The 20288-nt window shown below is 61.2% G+C and carries 20 protein-coding genes; 14 read left to right on the forward strand and 6 right to left on the reverse strand.

Annotated elements, in window-relative coordinates:
* The first annotated feature begins 1 nt into the window (after position 1).
* Complete coding sequence (locus MK_RS07570; protein ID WP_011019782.1) at positions 2-1486, forward strand: cobyric acid synthase; 1485 nt, start codon at positions 2-4, stop codon at positions 1484-1486.
* A 2-nt stretch (positions 1487-1488) separates the two neighbouring features.
* Positions 1489-2070: a methyltransferase domain-containing protein gene (locus tag MK_RS07575; RefSeq protein ID WP_011019783.1), complete on the forward strand. Its 582-nt coding sequence runs from the start codon at positions 1489-1491 to the stop codon at positions 2068-2070.
* 84 nt (positions 2071-2154) lie between these two features.
* Here MK_RS07575 and MK_RS07580 read toward each other — a convergent pair whose 3' ends face one another.
* Positions 2155-2955, reverse strand: coding sequence for an AAA family ATPase (locus MK_RS07580; protein ID WP_011019784.1), 801 nt, complete (start codon positions 2953-2955; stop codon positions 2155-2157).
* Positions 2956-2987: 32 nt separating this feature from the next.
* Between MK_RS07580 and MK_RS07585 the strand changes: the two genes are divergently transcribed.
* The 7 genes from MK_RS07585 (at position 2988) to MK_RS07615 (ending at position 8672) form a co-directional block, all read left to right on the forward strand.
* Positions 2988-3791: a DUF1002 domain-containing protein gene (locus tag MK_RS07585; RefSeq protein WP_158295990.1), complete on the forward strand. Its 804-nt coding sequence runs from the start codon at positions 2988-2990 to the stop codon at positions 3789-3791.
* 121 nt (positions 3792-3912) lie between these two features.
* Positions 3913-4767, forward strand: coding sequence for an NAD+ synthase (locus tag MK_RS07590; protein ID WP_011019786.1), 855 nt, complete (start codon positions 3913-3915; stop codon positions 4765-4767).
* An 18-nt stretch (positions 4768-4785) separates the two neighbouring features.
* Positions 4786-5157 carry a hypothetical protein gene (locus MK_RS07595; protein WP_011019787.1) on the forward strand — a complete coding sequence of 124 codons (372 nt, stop codon included), beginning with the start codon at positions 4786-4788 and terminating at the stop codon, positions 5155-5157.
* Positions 5154-5894 (forward strand): hypothetical protein, encoded by a 741-nt coding sequence (locus tag MK_RS07600; protein WP_011019788.1) that lies wholly within the window; start codon positions 5154-5156, stop codon positions 5892-5894. The genes MK_RS07595 and MK_RS07600 overlap by 4 nt, the downstream gene beginning before the upstream one ends.
* Before the next feature lie 12 nt (positions 5895-5906).
* On the forward strand, positions 5907-6944 hold the full coding sequence (locus MK_RS07605; RefSeq protein WP_011019789.1) for a hypothetical protein: 1038 nt from the start codon (positions 5907-5909) through the stop codon (positions 6942-6944).
* Positions 6941-7768 carry a 4-hydroxy-tetrahydrodipicolinate reductase gene (dapB, locus tag MK_RS07610; RefSeq protein WP_011019790.1) on the forward strand — a complete coding sequence of 276 codons (828 nt, stop codon included), beginning with the start codon at positions 6941-6943 and terminating at the stop codon, positions 7766-7768. Before MK_RS07605 ends, dapB begins: the two co-directional genes overlap by 4 nt.
* Positions 7769-7802: 34 nt before the next feature.
* Complete coding sequence (locus tag MK_RS07615) at positions 7803-8672, forward strand: hypothetical protein (protein ID WP_011019791.1); 870 nt, start codon at positions 7803-7805, stop codon at positions 8670-8672.
* Between the two features lie 578 nt (positions 8673-9250).
* On the opposite strand, the gene MK_RS07620 is transcribed toward MK_RS07615, so the two are convergent.
* Entirely contained in the window at positions 9251-11995 is a 2745-nt protein-coding gene (locus tag MK_RS07620) for a valine--tRNA ligase (RefSeq protein WP_011019792.1), read from the reverse strand.
* Positions 11996-12052: 57 nt separating this feature from the next.
* Between MK_RS07620 and MK_RS07625 the strand changes: the two genes are divergently transcribed.
* The gene (locus MK_RS07625; RefSeq protein ID WP_148679810.1) at positions 12053-12769 is read left to right on the forward strand and encodes a DUF1614 domain-containing protein; all 717 of its coding nucleotides are present in this window, start codon (positions 12053-12055) and stop codon (positions 12767-12769) included.
* Positions 12730-13905 carry a histidinol-phosphate transaminase gene (gene hisC / locus MK_RS07630; RefSeq protein WP_011019794.1) on the forward strand — a complete coding sequence of 392 codons (1176 nt, stop codon included), beginning with the start codon at positions 12730-12732 and terminating at the stop codon, positions 13903-13905. The genes MK_RS07625 and hisC overlap by 40 nt, the downstream gene beginning before the upstream one ends.
* A 75-nt stretch (positions 13906-13980) precedes the next feature.
* On the opposite strand, the gene MK_RS07635 is transcribed toward hisC, so the two are convergent.
* On the reverse strand, positions 13981-14820 hold the full coding sequence (locus MK_RS07635; RefSeq protein WP_011019795.1) for a radical SAM protein: 840 nt from the start codon (positions 14818-14820) through the stop codon (positions 13981-13983).
* 26 nt (positions 14821-14846) lie between these two features.
* Between MK_RS07635 and MK_RS07640 the strand changes: the two genes are divergently transcribed.
* The 3 genes from MK_RS07640 to MK_RS07650 are packed head-to-tail and all read left to right on the forward strand — an operon-like array spanning position 14847 to position 17343.
* On the forward strand, positions 14847-15485 hold the full coding sequence (locus tag MK_RS07640; RefSeq protein WP_011019796.1) for an SAM-dependent methyltransferase: 639 nt from the start codon (positions 14847-14849) through the stop codon (positions 15483-15485).
* Between the two features lie 28 nt (positions 15486-15513).
* Positions 15514-17025 carry a B12-binding domain-containing radical SAM protein gene (locus MK_RS07645; protein ID WP_148679813.1) on the forward strand — a complete coding sequence of 504 codons (1512 nt, stop codon included), beginning with the start codon at positions 15514-15516 and terminating at the stop codon, positions 17023-17025.
* Positions 17026-17343, forward strand: a complete 318-nt coding sequence (locus tag MK_RS07650) for a winged helix-turn-helix domain-containing protein (protein WP_011019798.1) — start codon at positions 17026-17028, stop codon at positions 17341-17343.
* On the opposite strand, the gene MK_RS07655 is transcribed toward MK_RS07650, so the two are convergent.
* The 3 genes from MK_RS07655 to atwA are packed head-to-tail and all read right to left on the reverse strand — an operon-like array spanning position 17327 to position 20264.
* Positions 17327-18139, reverse strand: a complete 813-nt coding sequence (locus MK_RS07655) for a metallophosphoesterase family protein (protein WP_011019799.1) — start codon at positions 18137-18139, stop codon at positions 17327-17329. The genes MK_RS07650 and MK_RS07655 overlap by 17 nt on opposite strands.
* On the reverse strand, positions 18136-18660 hold the full coding sequence (locus MK_RS07660) for a methanogenesis marker 9 domain-containing protein (protein ID WP_011019800.1): 525 nt from the start codon (positions 18658-18660) through the stop codon (positions 18136-18138). The genes MK_RS07655 and MK_RS07660 overlap by 4 nt, the downstream gene beginning before the upstream one ends.
* A 5-nt stretch (positions 18661-18665) precedes the next feature.
* Positions 18666-20264 carry a methyl coenzyme M reductase system, component A2 gene (gene atwA / locus MK_RS07665; RefSeq protein WP_011019801.1) on the reverse strand — a complete coding sequence of 533 codons (1599 nt, stop codon included), beginning with the start codon at positions 20262-20264 and terminating at the stop codon, positions 18666-18668.
* Between the last annotated feature and the right edge of the window lie 24 nt (positions 20265-20288).

The raw sequence follows: 20288 nt of genomic DNA on the forward strand, positions 1-20288 counted from the left end.
CTTGTCGGCGATCATGTTCGTCGGTACGGCCTCGAACTCCGGTAAGTCGTTCTTGGCGGCGGTTACATGCGCCTACCTGCGTCAGCGTGGCGTAGACGTGGCTCCGTTCAAATCCCAGAACATGTCGCTGAACTCGTGTGTGGCCAAGGAGAACGGAGAAATCGCCGTCGCCCAGGCGTTCCAGGCCGCGATGGCCGGTCAGGAACCATCGATTCACCATAACCCCGTGCTCCTCAAGCCCAAGGGGGAGCTCCGCTCGGAAGTCATCGTCCACGGGAAGCCCATCGGGACGATGTCGTACCGCGAGTACCGGGAGATCGTCTTCGAAGATCCCTGGCAGGCCGTCTTGGAATCCGCGGAAATCCTCTCGGAGGAGCACGAGGTCATCGTCGCCGAGGGGGCGGGGTCACCCGCGGAGATCAACGTCCTGGACACCGATATCGCGAACCTTCGGGTGGCCGAAGCCCTGGGCGCGGACGTGATCCTGGTCGCGGACATCAGTAGGGGTGGAGCCTTCGCGGCCGTCTACGGCACGATCGAGCTCTTACCGGAGCGATGGCGACGACTGATCAAGGGCTTCCTGTTCAACAAGTTCCTCGGCGATGAGTCCCTCCTCGAGCCGGGGATCAAGGAGCTGGAGCGCCGCTTGGGCGTACGTTACCTCGGCACAGTGCGTCACGTCGGGGACTTCTGGATGCCTTGGGAAGACTCGGAGGCACTCGACACCCACTCCCCCGGGCGCGGTTCCGTACGGATCGCGGTCATCAGGTTGCCCCGAATTTCCAACTTCACCGACTTCGAGCCCCTCGCGATGGAGCCGGACGTGAGGGTGGAGTTCGTGGACCCCAGGGACAACCTCCCGGAGGATGCGGACGCGGTGATCCTCCCCGGCACCCGCACCACCATCTCCGACCTCGAAGAACTTCGAAAACGCGGGATGGACGAGGAGGTAGTTCAGGCGGCCGATGAGGGTACTGTGGTGCTGGGGGTGTGCGGCGGGTACCAGATGCTCGGCAGGGAGCTCGTCGACGAGTCGGGGGGCGAGCTCGACCCGGGGGAGTCGGTCCCGGGGCTCGGACTTCTCGACGCCGTGACCGTGTTCCCGAGCGACGCCGGCAAGGTGACGGTGCGATCGGAGGGAGTCGTGAACCATCCGCACCTCCGCGGCATCCGCGTGGAGGGGTTCGAGATCCATGAGGGACGGACGTACACCGACGAACCCCACTTGGTCCGTTTACGATCAGGGTACGGAAACAGAGGCTGTTTTCTCGATGGAGCATACCGCACCGATCGGCCTGTTCTCGGGACCTACTTACACGGGATATTCTTCAACCGGCGCTTCCGCCACGAGTTCCTCAGATGGGTATCCGGGGGTAGGTGGAAGCCCCCCGAGCGGGACGTAGTTCGAGAGGCGGTGAAGCGGAACCTTCAGGTCGCCCTAGAGATCGTCGAATCGACGGATCTTCCGGAGCTCCTGGGGGAATAAGGGTGGATCTCGATCGGTTGAAGGTAAGTTCCTTCGAGCGCGTAACCCGACCTATCGAGCCGAAGGATTCGGGTCTGATCACGGAACGACTGGGGTTACTCCCGGGCCATCGCGTGTTCGAATCGGGCGTCGGATCCGGGTTCCTCACGGCCTCCATGGCCCGGATAGTCTACCCCGAGGGTGAGGTAGTCGGGATCGAGATCGATACCAGGAAGCTCGAGAAGGCCCGGGAGAACCTCGAGCAGCTGGGGAAAGTCTACGAAAAGAGCGTGACGTTGAAGCACGGTGACGCTCGGGAGTACCTCGAAGGACTGGAAGACGAGTTCGATGCGATGGTGTTGGACCTACCCGAGCCCGACCGCGTACTGGAAGTGGGATTGGACGCCCTTAAATCGAACGGGAAGGTCGCGGTGTTCTGCCCGTTTTTCGAGCAGGTGAGGGCCGTCTGGCAGGTTTTGGAGGATCGATGCACCTGGCTGGAAGCCGTCGAACTGATCGAGCGAAAACTCCAGGTGGAAAAGCGTGGGATTCGACCCGGTCGTACCCTGGGTCACACGGGGTTCATAGTCTTCGGTAGGGTCTGATTCCTCATCTCGGGACGGTCCACCAGTTCTCCTGGCCTTTTCATGAGCCATAATCAGTCGGGATGTTCGAGGTGGGGAAGTGGGTCAGAACCGCACGCCCGCGAGTCTCAGCACCTCCTCTTCTTCGAGCGGTTGAGGTACGACACCTTCCGTCTCGAGCATCCTGTGCGCAAGCTCGCGGAACGCCTCTGCCGCGTCCGAATCCGGAAACTCCCTGATCACGGTACGGTACCGCGACTCAGCCTTCCGCACCTCTTCCATGTAAAACAGATCGTAAATCAGCTCGGCTCGGATTCGCCGGCAGAACTCGGTCACCACTCTAGAATCCGAGTCTCGGGAGCGCCGGTTATGGATAACCCCACCGAGTTTCGCGCCCCCTCGATCGGCGTACTCGGCGATCCCGCGGCAGATGTTGTTGGCGGCGTATAGGGACATCGGTTCACTGGATGTAACCACGAAAACGGTATCCGCGTAGCCTCGGCGGATCGGTAGGGCGAATCCACCGCACACCACGTCACCGAGCACGTCGAAGATCACCACGTCGACGTCCTCGAACGCCCCCATTCTAGTCAACATCTCGAGGGCCTTCAGCACACCGCGCCCCGCGCATCCGACCCCGGGCTTCGGCCCACCGGACTCGACGCACAAGACCCCGAAATCACCTTCGACGATGATGTCCTCGAGCTTCAGGCCTTCCCCTTTCCTCCGATACTCGTGCATCACCGTGGGAATCCTACGTCCAGCGAGCGTCAGGGTCGAGTCCGCCTTTGGATCACATCCTACCAGCATGACCCGATAACCTTCCTCGGCCAGGGCTGCGGCCACGTTCGCCGCGATCGTGGATTTCCCTATCCCGCCCTTCCCGTAGACGGCGATCCTTTTCAAGCGCTGTCGCCCCACGATCCGGGGTGAGATTCGTGAGGAAGGAAATCACCGTGGTCGTAGTGATCGCCGTTATAGTCCTCCCGGCGGCCGGGTACTACGAGGTCAACTACGGACGGGGCTCGGTCGAACGGCCCGTGGTGACTTACGGGGAAACTACGTGGAGGACTGAGCTTCCCACCGCGGTGGAACTGTTTAAGGAGGTCGGGGTTGATCCGACGAGGTTCCACAGGACGATCGTGACGGCCGAAGAAACCAACCGAGTGGCGGCGGAGGTCACCGGACGTAGGTACACTCCCTCCCAGATATACAGCTGTGCCACTGTCACACCGTACGACGAGCCACCGCGGCGCTATCAGGAGGTCGAGGGGTACCGCATCTACGTGGGCCCCGAGATCACGGTGTGTAAACCGGAGACCTACGCCGAAGCCCTGGCGTCGATAGGCGCACCTCCCTGCTGCGTGACCATCCGTAGCCCCGTTCGGGCCACGGGCGAGGCGGCCCTCGCCGGAGTGTACAAGGCTATGAGGGAGGCTGGTGTGGAGATCACCGACCGCGACGCCAGGTTCTCCCAGGCGGTGCTCGAAGCCGTGAAGGGGGCCGGGGACGATCCTCGAAGGCGGGCGGCGGCCGTGACTGTGGTCGTAGTGTGCGTGTTCCGAGGTGCCGACGATCCGCAGAAGGCGAGAGACGTTCAGGACGAGGTCGAGAACGTCTACGGGGTGAACCTACCGCCCGAGACCGCGGTTCACGCCGCACAGGCGGCGAAGTTGGCCGAGGAAGGGGCGGAGTACTCCTGGTGGTGGCTCTTCAAGAGACTCCTGGCGTACTGGATCTGACCTCCCCGTCCCGAAGGACGACACCTTTAGGGCTTCGCAAGGACAACGTGAGCTCACCAGGAAGAAACAAAGAAAAAAGTGTTTAAGAGACAGTTTTGGAGTGAATCCCCAGGGGTAACCGATGGCAAAGTACGAACCGGTCATACCGGAGCTCGAGGTGAATCCTGAGGGGGAAGTGAGCAAGATAGCGGAGTTCCTCCGGGGGAAGTTCGAGGAGGCCGGTCGGGAGATCGCGGTAGTGGGTTTGAGCGGCGGAGTCGACTCATCTACGACCCTCGGACTCGCGGTCGAGGCGCTAGGCCGGGAGAACGTGGTAGCGCTGATACTACCGGAGCGTGACACCCCAGAGGAGGACGTTGAAGACGCCGTGGAAGCCGCGGAACGGTTCGGTGTCGAGTACCACGTCCACGACATCACCGAGGTCCTGCGAGCCTTCGGCACCGGTTCATATGTCCCCTGTCACCCGTTCAGCCGCAAGAGCGACGCTAACCTCAAACCGCGGGTCCGTATGTGCGTACTGTATTATTTCGCGAACGAGCTCGACGGTCTCGTCCTGGGTACCGGCAACCGTACGGAGTGGCTCACGGGGTACTTCACCCTGCACGGAGACGGCGCCTGCGACGTGGCCCCGATCAGGCACCTTTACAAGACGCAGGTTTACGTGATAGCCGAGCATCTCGGCGTGCCGGAGCGCATCGTGGAGGAGAAGGAACCCTCGGCGCGGCTCTGGCCCGGCCAGACCGATGAGGGTGAACTCGGGATCGATTACCCCACGCTCGATGCCCTCCTGTACGCGCTCGTCGACGAGGGTCTAGGGCCTCGGAAGGCCGTCGATTGGCTCGGGGAGCGGGGCGTAGAGGCGACGGAGGAGGACGCCGAAAAGGTCCTGGACCTTGTGCGAAGTTCCTCGTTCAAGCGACGGCCGGCTCCTGGTCTGGACTTGCCCGAGCCCGAGGATCCTGCGATGTCGGGGTGAAGAGGGAGTTCGAGCCGTATGGAGAAGGTAGTCCTAGAGTTCGGATGTGAGTTCGGCGCGCGCCTATGGGTAATCCAGCAGGTGATCTGCATCCTCGTTTCATCACTAGTGATACCCATACTCGCCCACCACACGGTCCGCGCCGTGCGACGCCACGACCTCGACTGTGCGCTGGCCAGCTTCGGGATGCTCCTACTGATACTGGCCGCCGGCGTAATCACCCCTCTGAACACCCTCCTCCACCTTTATTCTCCTCCCCGCATCAAGTGGGGCATCATCCTCTGGACGTACATCGGATCGCTCGGAGCAGGGATGGTGACGTTCGGCATGGGTATGTTCAAAGTCCTCACCAGACGGCCCGCCGCCCCGTTCGGGGGCGAGAGGAGTTGATCGGCGCACTTCTCGCGTCTCACAGCTACCCAACAGCCGTGACCTGGGATATTCTCGCAGAAATAGCCGAGATACTCCCATCTTCGATCACGATCTCATGTACGGATCCAGACATTTGGGAATTCTGCATCGAGCTCAGGGATCACGTCGAATTCTTGGATGTGGAAGAGGTGGATTCACTCGATCCTACCACCGTCGTCGCACTCGCGGAGGAAGAGGCGCACATGGGTCCCAAGGTGCTGCGCACGCGGGTACGTGGGGTCGTGATAGTTACGGACGATCCCGAGCGGGCGGCGGAGGATTGGCGACTCCCTGCCGTCAGTGCTCGCGAAATCTACGTCCCAGTGGTGCGCGTCGGAGGGAACGCGACCGTCCACGTTTACAGGCACGGGGAGGTATTATGGCGCCTCGGGCTTAGGGAGGGAAAGACCCTGCTACCACCTGATTACAAATCGCTCCGCGAACTACTCTGGAATGAGTTCCCCTACGTGAGGACCATAGGCTCGCTGGCCCAACGAACGAACTGGCACGAGGTCCTCGTCCGTCTGGCACTGATCGAGGAATGGATTAAAGGAAACAAATTAGTGTCCGAATTTTTAGATTGGATTCCGAAGAGCACCAAGGTGATCCCCAGGAGTACGGATTCACCCACCGATAGCTCATCGGGAGAAAACCTACTCGAGGGCCGGCTGATACTTATTCCGGCGTTTTCCTCCACCTTAAGCGCCCTAGCGTGAGGGGGACCCTCGTTGTTCAAGTCCAGACGTCTTCCCTCGTTTCTGATAGAAGGCAAAGTGGACGAGGAACTGGAAGATTTCACGGATGACTTCGGGCAACCTGATCTGGACGCGATCGTCCGGGCCTGCGTGGACAGACTCGACCCTCATCCGGACCTAGAGGAAAGGGTGTTGAAAACCGCCCGGAAGGCCTGCGAGCGGATCGGATTTCCGATGGGAGAGCACGCGGAGTTCGACCTGTACCCGTGGCTAGCCCCGCAGATATTCCACGAGCGAGTGGTCCGAGACGTCTACTCGGGTGAGAGTCGGGAACCCGGCGAGGCGCGGGTGGCCTTCGTCTCGGTTCATCACGACAAACGTGGCGTCGCCGAGTACGTGTACCGGACCCTGGAACGTCTGGAACCAGAGGCTGTGTGTTTGGAAACCAGTCCGGCTGGACTGGAAACCGCGTTCCACTACACGCTCTCACCGCTCCCGCACGCCGGAATCGAGGTGATGGCACGGGTACCCACTAAGATGCTCATGGGACCGTTCCGGGACCTCTACGGGGCTTTAGTGTACTGTTTAAGGGAGGGTGTTCCCGCGATCCCCGTCGACGTGCCATCGTCCCTGAAGCTCAAGGAGTCGAGAAAGAATCCCGAGTGTCTCCGCGATCCTATCGTGTTCGAGTACACCTCGGAAGTCGAACGCGTCTTGGGACCGACCGGCGAGTTGTTCTTCCGCGAGTACGAGGAAGTCGAGCCCGTGCTCAGGAGACTCGGCGGGGAAATCCGCACCAACGTCTCCCTCGTGGCCTCGGAAACCTTCGTCCGCTTCCACCTGGAGTTCCGGGAGAGGTACATGCTCAGCCGCATCGCCGACGTAACCGAAGATTTCGATCGTGTCGCGGTGGTAGTAGGGGCCGTACACACCTCGGCGATGGAGAGGGCTTGGCGCGAGGGCGAATTCCGATACCTGGAACCCTCACCTGAGGACTTCAAGGGTGTGGAGTGGGAGCTCTCACCCAGGTACAAGCGTCACAAGCTCGTGGTCGGGGGCAGGCGAAGGTGATCGGGGTCGTCGTCCTCGGAGCCACGGGTAGGATGGGTCGCCGGATATGCCGGATGGTGATAGAAGATGAAGAGCTCGAGCTGGTAGGAGCTATCGCCTCACCCACCTCCAAGCACCTAGGGAGGGACGTGGGGCTAGTCATAGGAGTGGGCGAGACGGGTGTAGAAATCGCCCCTCCGACCGCTTTACCTAACATCGCTAAGGACGCGGACGTCGCGATCGATTTCACCGTCCGTGAGGCGACATTGGAGAACGCGCCCAAAGCCGCCCGTGCGGGATTGGATCTCGTAATCGGTACCACCGGGTTCAGCGATGAAGACCTCAGGGTGCTCGAACACGAGATCGAGGAAGCTGGAGTTTCGGCCGTGATCTCCCCGAACATGTCCCTGGGAGTCAACTTGCTCTTCGAGCTTACGAGGCAGCTCGCTAGAGTGCTCGGAGACAACGGGTTCGATTTCGAGATCGTGGAGATCCATCATCGGCACAAGGTGGACGCACCGAGCGGGACGGCCCTCGAGTTGGCGGCCATCATAGAGGAGGAGCTGGGTAAGGGGGAGAAGGTGTTCGGTCGTGAGGGGAACGTGGGACCGCGTGACGATGACGAGATCGGTGTGTTGGCCGTTCGGGGAGGTGAGGTCGTAGGTGATCATACCGTCATGGCGTTAGGCGAGTACGAGAGGATCGAACTCACGCATAGGGCCCTCTCGCGTGACGCCTTCGCCAAGGGAGCCTTGGTGGCCGCAAAGTTCGTCGTAGAGGCACCTCCGGGGATCTACTCAATGAGGGACGTGCTGTTCGGCGGGAAGCGGGGGGAAGGATTATAAATCCGGAACTCCGGCTCCGGCGGGGGGTGAAGGTATGAGGCGCGTGCTGGTGGTCCTCTCCATCGCCCTGATGGCTCTGGCGGCCCCAGGACTGGCGGAAGACAAGGCGGTCACAGCGACGACCGAGCAGCAGTCACAGCAGGCGCAAACCGCGGAGCAGCAGACCGAGCAGCAAGCTACCGCGCCGGCACCCAAGACGGTGACGTTGAAGCTGACGCCGAGCCTTCAGGCGGACTTCACCGTGGACCTGAAGAACGGAGAAGCGGTCCTGACCCTGACCGGAGGCTACTCGCTGGTCACCGAGGGCCAGGACCTGCTGTCCGACGTCCTGACGGCGGCCCTAGCGGGTGCTATTAACACCATCGTGGCGCCGATCGACGGTAAGGAGCTGCTCCCCGGCGTGAAGCTGGAGGCCGGAGTGGAGGCTCCGACCGTGACCGCAGGACTAGGAGAGGACTGTGGTGTCACACTGACAGCGACGGTCCTCAAGGTCGAGGTACCCAAGCTGGAGGACCTCGAGCATGAGTGGAGCGAAACCGTGACCGAGGACCCGCTGAAATCCGGTATCAGCGTGGCCCTACGGCTGCTGCACACGGCCGAGGAACCGTTCATCAAGGCCACGCTAGATCTGCTGACCGGAGCACTGAAAGTCGTCGTGCACCTGTTCGAGCTCGAGGTCGGCAGCCCGTCAGAGGACTACGAGGGACCGTACCTGGAGCTCACACCAGTGAACGTGTCGGAGAAGCTGAACGACAACGCGACCGTAACCGCCTACCTGGGAGCGAGCCTGTCAGCGTCGACTCTGAAACTGTCGCCGACGATCACCTACGAGACGACCACACCACTGAAGCTGCCGGTGACACTGCCGGAGATCACGCTATACACCTTCCAGCTGCCGGCTTAAAGTAAGTGATCCGACACCTTAACCGGCTTTTATTTTATTATGTCGATAGTTCGTCTCTACTCCTTCCCTTTCCCCCGACAAATCCACACCACTAACGGAGTGGAAGGCCCACTTTTTGGGAAATCGTCCACCCGTCGTGAAGGTTTTGGGAGGGATGGTCCTCCTCGTGCTAGTTACATTATGTGGTGGCAACACCAGTAATGGCGGAGACACAGCAGCCGGGTTAGCAGACCCAACAGCAAGAACAGACGGAGCAAAAGGCGGGCAGAAGCCAAGATTCATGGAGGTCTCCATAGGGCTACTCAAGCGGTGACGGAACCGCTCGCGAGGCTCACGGCCGAATAAACGGGATGCTGAACGTCGCCGTCGACTTCACCACCGAGCTAACGAGCGAGACGGTGAAGGAGGGTTCAACATCACACCGGCGGACTCGGCAACCTAGGCCTGTGTTTCAACGTCAGCGCGTCCGGCGGCCTGCAAGTGTCGCTGACCGGCACGTACACGCTACCGTTGCCGGAGAAGATCACCGTACCGAAGGTCGGCCTACAAGAGATCGAGTTACCCCTGATGAGGACGTGTTACGTGGAGAGGCCCCGGATCTCCACGACCACGCCCGGTCTGATCTCCACTGCCTTCCCCTCTCCTCCCTTAACCCGCAGCTCCCACTCCACGTCGACGCACTCCTCGTCCAGCACGACTTTTTCCCCGTCGATCTCTAGCTTCGCCTTCCCGTCTTCCTTGATCGCTGACGCGACCTCGTCCGGGTTGTTCTCCACGTACTCGATGATGTCCCGAGTGAGTTCCCTATACTTCGGGCCGATGACATCCATCCGGGGTTCGACTTTCACCGGGACTCTCTCCAATTTCGGCTCGCCGACTTCTACCTCGACTTCCTTCGCCCTGGTGGCGCTCTTGAGATCCGGGATCGCTTTCTCGAGGCTCTCGGCCAGCTCTTCGTCCTGAACGTGTACCGTCAGACCCTCGAACTCCGCGCCCATCCTCAATCCGGCGTCCGTCTTCGCCTTCCTCACCTCGGTCACGATCTCGCGGAGGATCTCACCGACTTCCTCGACCCCCTCGTCGATCCACTTCTCGCTCGCCTCCGGCCACGCCTGGTCGTGCACGCTTTCGTCGAACAGTCGGTAGTAGAGCTCTTCCGTCACGAACGGCATGAACGGAGCCAGCAACCTCAGGAGGCCGTCCAACACGTGGCGTAGTACCGCTCTGGCGGCTTCCCGTGAACCCTCACCGAGCTCCTCGGGCCGGTACAGCCTCAGCTTCGCCATCTCCAGGTAGTCGTCGGCCAGCTCCTCCCACGCGAACTCCTCGATGGCCTTGATCGCGTCGTTGAACCGATACCCCGACTCCAGGTGTTCCGTCACCTCATCGACGAGTCGGTGGAACTTGGAGAGTATCCACCTGTCGGCAGGCGTCAGGTCTCCTTCGACTTCTTCCACCGACGGTGCGTCGTCGATGTGGTCTTTGGCCAGTCGACACACGTTCCAGATCTTCTTCGCGAACCTGTAACCGCGCTTGATGGTCTTCGTCATGTACTGCACGTCTGATCCGGGCGCTCCGGACGATACGGCCCAGTACCTGAGCGCGTCCGCACCGTACTCCTCTATCACTTCGGTAGGCTCGACTACGTTGCCCCGAGACTTACTCATCTTGTATCCGTCCTCACCGAACACCATACCGTTGATTAGGATCTCCTTGAACGGTTCGGTGTCGGCGTGAACTAACGCTCGTACGGTCGTGTAGTACAACCACGTACGGATTATGTCGTGACCCTGCGGGCGGAGATCCACCGGTAGGTCCGGCTCCTCGTCCGGCCAACCGGTGATCACCAAGGGCGTAATCGAGCTGTCCATCCAGGTGTCCATCACGTCCGTCTCCGGTTCGAACTCCGAGCACCCGCACTTCGGACACTCGTCCACGGGCGGGTCGTCCCGGGTGGGATCCACCGGGAGCTGGTCCTTCTCCGCCGGGATCACCTCACCGCACTCCTTGCAGTACCAGACCGGGATCGGCGTCGCGAATATCCGCTGCCGCGAGATGCACCAGTCCCAGTCCATCGACTCCGTCCAGTCCTCGAGGCGCTTGCGCATGTGCTCCGGGATCCAGACCATCTTCCGGGCAGCTTCCTTGACGTCCTCGGCCAGCTCCCTAACCTTCACGAACCACTGCTCCTTGACGAGGATCTCGATCGGGGTCTTACAGCGCCAGCAGACGCCGACGTTCTGCGTGATCTTCTCACGCTTGACCAGGTATCCCTCCTCCTTCAGTGCCTCGACGATGGCGGCACGCGCCTCCTCCACCTCCATCCCGGCGAACTCGCCCGCCACCTCCGTCATCTTACCCTGCTCGTCGATCGCCCTCACGATCGGTAGGTCGTGCCGCTTGACCCAGGCCACGTCCTGCTTGTCACCGAAGGTACAGATCATCACGATACCCGTTCCGAACTCGGGGTCCACCTCCTCGTCCGCGATGACCGGAACCTCCCAAGGAGTGTCCCGGTCCCCGAACCGCTCGTGGAGGGGCACTACGAGCTTCTTCCCTACGAGGTCACTGTATCGGTCGTCGTCCGGGTGAACGGCGACCGCCACGCACGCCGGGAGCAGCTCGGGTCTTGTGGTGGCGATCGTCACGGAGCCGTCGCCGTCGGCCACGGGGAACTCGATGTAGTTGAGGTACGTCTCGCGGGTTACGTACTCCACTTCGGCGAAGGCGATCGCCGTCTCGCACCTCGGACACCAGTTGACGGGGTGCTCCTCACGGTACGCGTACCCCTTCTCGAGCAGCTCGAGGAACCCGTACTGACTGCGGCGGATGTAATCGGGGTCCATGGTCACGTAGGAGCCGAGCTCCTTCAGCTCCTCGTTCTCGTAGTCGATGCAGTCGGTCCACCAGTCGATCGAGCATCCGAGCTGTATCAGCTGCTCCCGCATCTTCCGGATGTTCTCTAAGGTCAGCTCCTCGCAGAGCTTCCGGAACTCCCGCCTGGGAGCGTCGCGCTTCGTGATCCCGTGGATCTCTTCTACCTTAACCTCGGTAGGCAGGCCGTGACAGTCCCAGCCCTGTGGGAAGAACACGTCGTACCCGCACATACGTTTATACCGAGCCACCACGTCCATGTAGGTCCAGTTCAGCACGTGGCCCATGTGCAGCTCTCCGGTCGGGTACGGCGGTGGGGTATCGATCACGAACGCAGGTCGGTCCTCGCCGCCCTCAAACCTGTACTTCCGTTCCTCCAGCCACCGTTCCCTCCACTTCGGCTCGATCTCCTTCGGGTCGTAGTCCTCCACCGGCGCCTCCCCCGGCACGATCCCGGGAGCCTAAATATCACGGTTCCGGCCGAGCCATCCGACGGGGTGACGGTGTTGAACAGTCACGTGGTCCACTCGCCCACCTCCAGGACCTTCCTGCTCTTCCTGGCGGCCTGGCTGCTCCTGTCGTTTTTGATGATGTTTCTGTACTTCGTGAGTATCCCCGGGTTCTTCCACGCCCTCGGACTGGAACCCAGGACAGCGCTGCTACTGTCACTCCTGTCCATTGTGGGGAGCGCAGTCAACGTTCCGATCAAGCGTATACGTAAGCTGGTCACGGTGCAGCACGAGACCTACGGGTTCTGGGGCATCTCTTACCAGGTACCGGTCCGGCGCTCCGAGGAGATCGTGATCGCCGTGAACGTCGGGGGCTGTCTGATACCGGTCGCCGTCTCGGTGTACCTCATCGCCACCAACCTAGATCTGTGGCTCCAGTACCTGCTGGCCACCGCCGTCACCACCATAGTGTCCTACGCCACCGCGCGGGTCATACCGGGGGTCGGTATCGCGGTACCGTTCTTCCTCCCCGCGGCCGTGGCCGGTACGGTGGCCCTGTTGACCACCAAGGGCGGCGCCGCCAGCGTCGCATACGTGGCCGGTACGCTCGGGACGCTCATCGGGGCCGACCTACTCAACCTGAGGAAGGCCGTGAATTGGGGCAGTGCGCCGGTCCTCAGTATCGGGGGTGCCGGCACGTTCGACGCTGTGTTCGTGACGGGTCTCACCGCCGTGTGGATCGCGTACGTCCTCTCGCCGGGGGCCGGAACGTGAGGATCCGGGAAGCCGTGCTGAACATCGACCCGTACGTTCCCGGCAAGTCGAAGGAAGAGATCGCTCGGGAATACGGTATCGAACCGGACGAGATAGTGAAGCTGGGATCAAACGAGAACCCGCTGGGCCCTTCACCCAAGGCCGTGAAGGCCGCGAAGCGTGAGCTGGAACGCCTTCACGAGTACCCGGAACCCCTGGCACCTCCGTCCCTGTACGAGGCCATTATCGATTACCTGGCGGATCCTCCTTATCCCGCCGGAGAACCCGTGGAGATCACACGGGAGCACCTAGTCGTCGGTGGGGACGGCGCCGACGAGATCATCGACGTGCTGACGCGCGTGCTCGTCGACCCGGGCGACCCCGTGGTAATCCCCGTGCCCACCTTCTCGCAGTACGGCATCTCCGCACGGGCGTGCGGTGCCGAGGTCAGGAAGCCTCGCTTCGACCCGGAGCGCGGGTTCGAGCTGGACGAGGACTCACTGTTCGAGGCCCTCGACCGGGAAGTGCGTCTAGTGTACCTCTGTACCCCGAACAACCCTACGGGTAACCGGATCCGGGAGCGGGTCGTGAGGGACGTCGTGGAGGAGTGCCGCGGGGTCGTCCTGATCGACCACGCCTACGTCGAGTTCGCCGACCACGACTACACACCGCTGGCGCTCGAGTACGACAACGTCCTCGTACTGCGCACGTGCTCCAAGGCGCTGGGTCTGGCCGGGGCCCGGGTCGGTTACGGGATAGCGAACCCCGAGCTGATCGAGCACCTACACCGGATCAAACCCGTGTTCAGCCTGACGAGACCCAGCGCGGCCGCCGCCGAGGCCACGTTCCGCGATCGGGACTACATCGAGAAGTCCGTACGGTTGATGATCGAGAGCCGAAAGTACCTGTACCGAGAGCTCCGGAAGTTGGATCGGTTAACACCGTTCCCCTCGGAGGCCAACTACCTCTTGGTGGATGTCTCCAACACTGGAATGAACGCGTCGGAGTTCACGGAGGAGCTCCTGAAGCGCGGCGTCATAGTACGCGACTGCTCCAGCTTCGAGGGTATAGAGCCATTTTACGTCCGGGTATCTACCGGCACGCTCGAGGAGGATCGCAAGTTCATAGAGGTCGTGAAAGATGTGCTCGAGGTGTGAACGCAACACGCCGTAGTAAGCGACGCCACGGTTCGTGCACGCCGCCGTTACAGCGCTACAGCGCTCCGAGTGAACTTAGCGCACTAGTTCGTCGAGCAGCTCGCGTAGAGGCGTGAAACGTCGTTCAGGGGCTGGAGTGCCGGGATCCGGGGAATACCGGACGTTCCGGAGGTCGACGAACCCCAGCTCCTCTTCCATCCTCTCCTTCAGCCTTTCGAGACTATCGACCCAGCACGCCGGGAACCTGACGTCGAACCCGAACTCTTCGAACTTCTCGGCCCAATTCAGCAGGGATCCGACCACGTTGTAATGATCCCGTAAGCCGATCCGTTTGAGGTTCTCCACGGCTTTCCCGAAGGGGATCAGGGGCTGTACGAATACCTCGGCGGGCTCTATCTCGGTGTCGGCGAGCCCCTGAGGCAAGTCATCGTTGATGCCGGGAAGGTACAGCGAACGGATCACGGGGCGGTCCGTGTTCACGGCGAACCGCAGCGTCCTCTCGGGCCCTACGCCGTGGAGGCGCCGATGGACGTCGGGATCCGTGACGTCGATACTCACCATTACCAGGTCACAGATCTCCGACAGCTTCGGGGCCAGATCGGGCCTGTATCCCCGAGTTTGGAGATCTATCCTGTCGAAAAGTCCGGTCTCTCGGACCATTTCCAGGACATCGATCAGCTCCCTCCCGAGGACCGTAGGTTCCCCGTACTGGGAGACCGTGAGACACCCCTGGGGTTCCCCGTACAGTCCCGGTTTCACGACCACGCCTACATTCTCCGCGTAGCGTGCGTAGCAGTGAGGGCACTTGTACGGACAGGATGTGGTCAGCTCGAGCGTCGGATGGTGGGGACCTTCCCCTTCGGCTCCGGGACACCCCTCGCAGTGACGTGACGTCGGCAGGCTTAAGCGCGTCACGGTCGAGGTCCCCCAAGGGGCTTCCGGTGCAGGTAGTCGGAGTCGGCCCGAATCCGACGAGGTTTCTGACGATCGAGGCGATCGAACGGATCGCGCGGGCGGATCTACTGATCAGTAGTGAGTCGATACTCCGAGAGATCGACGGACTCAGGGTTGAGGCGGAGATAGACCTCTCCGACAAGGAGGTAGTCACCTGGAACGGTTCCGTTCGGGAGACGCTGACGGAGTACGCGGACAGCGACCCGGTGGTGGTCGCCCGAGGTGATCCGACCTACATGGGTGTCGGGAGGCTGGCGTCGTTACTTTTCGACGACGTCGAAATCGTGCCGGGCGTGTCCTCACTGCAGGCGTTGACGGCCCGGTTCGGTCGGGGCTTTCACGAGGTCGAAGCACACGTCAACCTCCACAGCGAGGAGGACGTTGAAAAGGTCGTGGAGAGCCTAGGAGCTGGCCGTACCACCGCGGTACTGTTCGGCAAGGTTCGACCGGCGAAAGTCGTCGAGACCATCGAGTCGGTGGGCCTAAACGTAAAAGTGATCGCCGGGGAGCGGTTGTGGTACCCGGACGAGCGTCTCGCTACCGAACTGCACTCGTTACGGAACTTTTCTGAGTTCACGGTGGCGATCTTCGAGCCGGATCACGTGATCGAAACCTCGTTAAGGTAACGATCACGGTGTGAGGGGGGAAGAGACCTTGGCGGAAGTCGTGTTGACGATGGATCGTACGCTGGCCAGCAATTACCGCGGCGGTATGTTCATGGGGTTCAGTGCCTGCGTACCGAAGGGGATCATACCCGACTGGCTGTACTTCTCGGTGTTCTGCCCCAGCGTCGAGTACGACGAGGAAACTGGGGAGGTTAAGGAAGCCCCCTTGGGCATACGACGCATCGAGGCGCAGCTGCGGCGGGAAGGTTACGACGTGGCCGTGGTCCACCCGGATGCCGTTCACAAGGCCATCGACGAGGACACCATCGCTGTCGGAGTTTCCGAGATAGACCCCCAGGGGATGGGTCCGGCCACGACGACTTTCACGTCCTTCTCCGGTAAGCCGGCGTACATGAAGGTATGCTTCGAGGACCTCATGGAGAGAATCCGCGAGCTGAAGGATCGCTACGGGTTTGGAGTGTTCATGGGAGGACCGGGCGCTTGGCAGGTCGCCGAGACGTTCCCACGCTTCGGGGTCGACTTCCTGATAATGGGTGAAGGGGAGTACGTGGTCGGAGAGGTCGTACGCAGGATCGAGGAGGGGGACCGCGGTCTCGAGATCGTCCGCGGTAAGCCGGTAGCGGCGGAGGATATACCCACGATCGTCAACCCTACTACCAACGGAATCGTTGAGGTGGCCCGTGGCTGCGGTCGTGGATGCAAGTTCTGCAGCCCGGACATGCGCGAGCTCAGGAGTTTCCCGCTGAGTAAGATCCTGGAAGATGTCGACGTTAACGTACGCGGAGGCCATGAGGAGATTCTACTCCACGCGGAGGACGTGTTGCGTTACAAGGCGGACGGATGGCGGCCCAACGTCGAGGCGGTGCTGGAGCTGTTCTCGGCCGTGATGAATCGGCCGGGAGTTAAGCGCGTCAGCGTGAGCCACGTGGCACTTTCGACGGTCTGTCAGTTCGATGAGAGACTAGGAGAGATCTCTGAGGTGGCAGGTGTAGGCGAGCTCGTACCCTGGATGGGCGCACAAGTAGGTGTGGAAACGGGCAGCCCGAGGTTGATGGCCGAACACATGCCGGGTAAGGTGGCCCCGTACAAGGTGGAGGAGTGGCCGGACGTCGTCGAGCAAGCGTTCGGGATCATGAACGATCACGGCTGGGTGCCCTGCGGAACTCTCATCTTAGGACTACCGGGCGAGACCGAGGACGACGTCATGATGACGGTCGAACTCTTGGACCGGTTGCGGGACTACAAGAGCTTCATCGTGCCGTTGTTCTTCGTACCGATCGGTGAATCCAGACTGAGCGATCACGATTTCTTCACCCCGGAGAAACTCACCGAGGTGCACTGGGAGGTCATCTTGAAGTGTGTCGACCACGACCTGAAGTGGTTGCCGGAGCTGTACGAGGAGTACGCTCGAGCCAACGGACACGGGCCGCTGGTGAAGCTGACGATCCGAGCGCTGACGTGGTACGGACGTCGGAAGATCTTCAAATCCGCCCTCAAGTGGTGCCCGGAAAAGGAGCTTGTGGAGGCGGTGTTAGGGTAGATGGAGTGCCGGGTGAAAGTGTTCCTCTGCGCGGACGGACGACCCGTGATGGGTCCAGGCCGGTACGCACTGCTGAAAGCCATCTCCGAGGAGGGAACGGTCAAAGGAGCGGCGGAGCGATTGGGCTGGTCGTACGGGTACGCCAGGCGGAGCATCGAGGCCCTCGAGAGGGCGTTCGGTCGCAAAGTCGTCCAAACGGAGAGGGGAGGGCCTGAGGGCGGCCGGGCTTCACTCACGGACTTCGGTCGTAAGTTAGTCGAGGAGTACGAGCGGGCTATGAAAGAGGTCCGCGAGAAGGGCCTCAAGCCGATTCTCTGAGGATGTCCGCTATCCCCTTAACGCGCACTAGGCGGTACTCCCCTTCCCTGACCACCGGTTTGTATCGAGCCAGCTCCAGTTTGCGCTCCGTCGTTATTTCGTACAGGTTGACGCTGACAGTGCTCTCCGAGAACTCGATCACGTTGAAAGAGTTCCTACTGTATCCCCGGAGCTTGGTGGCCGAGAACGTGCCGGCGTTCACCACCACGGTGTCCTCCACCTTCGCCGCGAATGGCACGTGTCGGTGACCGCACAGGACTAAGTCGACACCGTACTTGATACAGAGGTTGATCATCTCGCCGGCATCCACGAGCACGTTCCTCTCCCTACCCGCGCCCGGTACAGGAAGCAGGTGATGGTGCATCGCAATACACTTGCAGGCGCCGCCCGGAATGCGTCGCAGGGTCTCTTCCAACCATTCCTGTCGTTCTCTTCCGAGCTGGCCGTAATCGACGTCCGGCTCCGACGAGTCCAACCCTACCACGTAAAGATCGGCCGAGACACGCTCAACCCTGTACCGATCGCCGAACACGTCTTCGAAGGTCATCCATCCAAGGTTTCTCGCGTCGTGGTTACCCGGGACGGGGACCACCGGAGCTTCTATCTTTTCAAGCAGTGAGGATACCTCCTCGTACTCTCGGACTAACCCGTTGTCGGTGAGATCGCCGGTGACGATGACCACGTCCGGTCTGAGGTCGTTAATCTGCTCGATGCCCCGATAGAATACCTCGGGGCTCCAACTCTTTCTGTACGGTGAAATGTGAAGGTCGGAAATGTGAACGATTTTGGCGTTCAATCACCCTTACCCCGTGACTTCAACAGCTTCACCGCCCGCACCGGGTCGCCGTTCGCCTCCTCCAACGCACGTCTCGCCTCTTCTTCCGAGACTCCGGCAGCCTCCGCCACGACCTCGACGGTCTCTTCCTCCGGCTCGGACTCACTGGTCTCCCGTAGGATCTCATCCAGATCCTTCTTTCCAAGGAGGTACTCCGCCAGCTTCTTCTTCCACCACATGTACTCCTCCGGGCTCATTCCGATGCGCTGCAGCGTCGAGTCCCGTAACGGACACGGCTTGGTGATCTTACAGCACCACACTAGGCTACCGAAACACGTGTTCTTCCCCGAGCCCAGCGGAGTCTTCTCCGCGAACTCCTTCTTCCTCCGCACATATTCCTCGGGGTCGAGGCCCGCCTCGTCCAACGCGTGAAAAATCGGACAAGGTTTTACGGGTGGGCAGCAGAAGGCGAGCGCCTCCGGGGGTCCTCCACGGCACACGTGCGACGGGGCGTCCGGCCAGCCTTCCTTAACCACGTTCATATCGATCACTCCTGTCGAATCATCTCTTCTCGTTCCTCGGGTGTCAGTTCGCGGACGATCTCCTCTGGATCTCCTGTCTTAACGAATTTTCCATCCCGCATCAGTGAAGCACGGTCGCAAACCATGAGAACGAAGTCCATGTCGTGGGAGACTATCACGAACGTCTGGTTCATCTCCTTCCTAGCGTTCAGGATCGATTTCGCGACCTTGCGCATAGTGATCGGGTCCATGGTACCAGTCGGCTCGTCAAGGATCAGTATACGTGGCTCTCTGATGAGTACCTGGGCTAGTGCTACCCGGTGCCTCTCGCCTTCGGAGAGCTGGTCCGGGTACTTGTCCAGGATGTTAACGGCCTTCTTCTCGTCGAACCCGACTACCTTCAGGACGTGAACGGCCTTCATCCTGGCGAGCTCGTCCGGCAGCTCGATACCAATGGCCTTAGTGAGGTTCTCCAGCACGGTGCGGTGCGGGTAGAGCGTGTACTGCTGGTGCAACATCCCGATGTACCGCTTCGCCCGACCCCGTTCACGACGGTCGGTCATATCGACCCAGTCGTCACCCACCCGCACGTACACCTCGCCTTCGGTCGGCTCCAGCACGCCCGCGAGGATCTTCGCCAGCGTGGTCTTGCCCGCTCCGCTCTTTCCTACGATTCCGTAGACCTCGGCCTCCTTCACGTCCAGCGAGACTCCGTCCACGGCCTTCACGACGCCGCGCTCGATCGAGTAGTAGTACTTCTTGACGTCCTTGACACGGATGATGTCATCTCCGACCTCCACCTCCTCCCGCTCGACCTCCTCCACGAGCTCCAGGTACTTGCTGACGACCTCGGAGGGTTCGCCTACCTCCTTCACGCACCCGTCCTCCAGCCACACGGCCTTGTCGGAGATGTCCTCGATCACCTCGGGCCAGTGAGACGTGATCACCATGGTGATACCTTCTTCCTTCACACCCTCACGAAGGGCCTTGTGCACGATGTCCGCTGTCTCCGGGTCGAGGGTACCGGTGGGTTCGTCCGCCAGGAACACGATCGGCTTCTTCGCCAACTGTCGGATCAACACCACACGCTGCTTTTCGCCACCGCTCAGGTCTCGCGCCAGGTGCGTGATGCGGTGCTCGAGCTGCACCATCTCGATGAGGTCCACCGCACGCTGGACGGCTTCCTCTCCCGAGTAGCCCGCCTCTTCAAGCGCCTCCATGACGTTCTCGAGAACCGTCTGCTCCTCGTACAGGGCGAAGGTTCGCTGGAACATGATGGCGATCCTTTTACGGAACCTGCGGCGCTCCGTGTCCGAGAGTCCCCACAGATCGACCACTTCCTCTTCCAGCTTTCCCTTCTCACACTTCGGACATTGCTCACCGATGAACTCCGGACGCTCTATCCAGCCGCACTCGGGGCACATTCCCACCCTGTAGAGAATGCGGCCCTCGTCGGGCTCGTAGTCGTCCAATCCCTTCAGCACGTGGATGAAGACGGACTTGCCTGCGCCGCTTTCTCCGAGGACTCCGAGGACCTCCCCTTCCCCGATCTCGAGCTCCGGAATCTCCAAGCGGAAGTCCTCGAACTCCTTGACTAAGTCCTCCACGCGGATTACCCACGACACCGTCGGTTTCCCCCCACTTCGTCG

The organism is Methanopyrus kandleri AV19, from assembly GCF_000007185.1.
In the GTDB taxonomy this organism is placed as follows: Archaea; JAADCQ01; Methanopyri; order Methanopyrales; family Methanopyraceae; genus Methanopyrus; species Methanopyrus kandleri.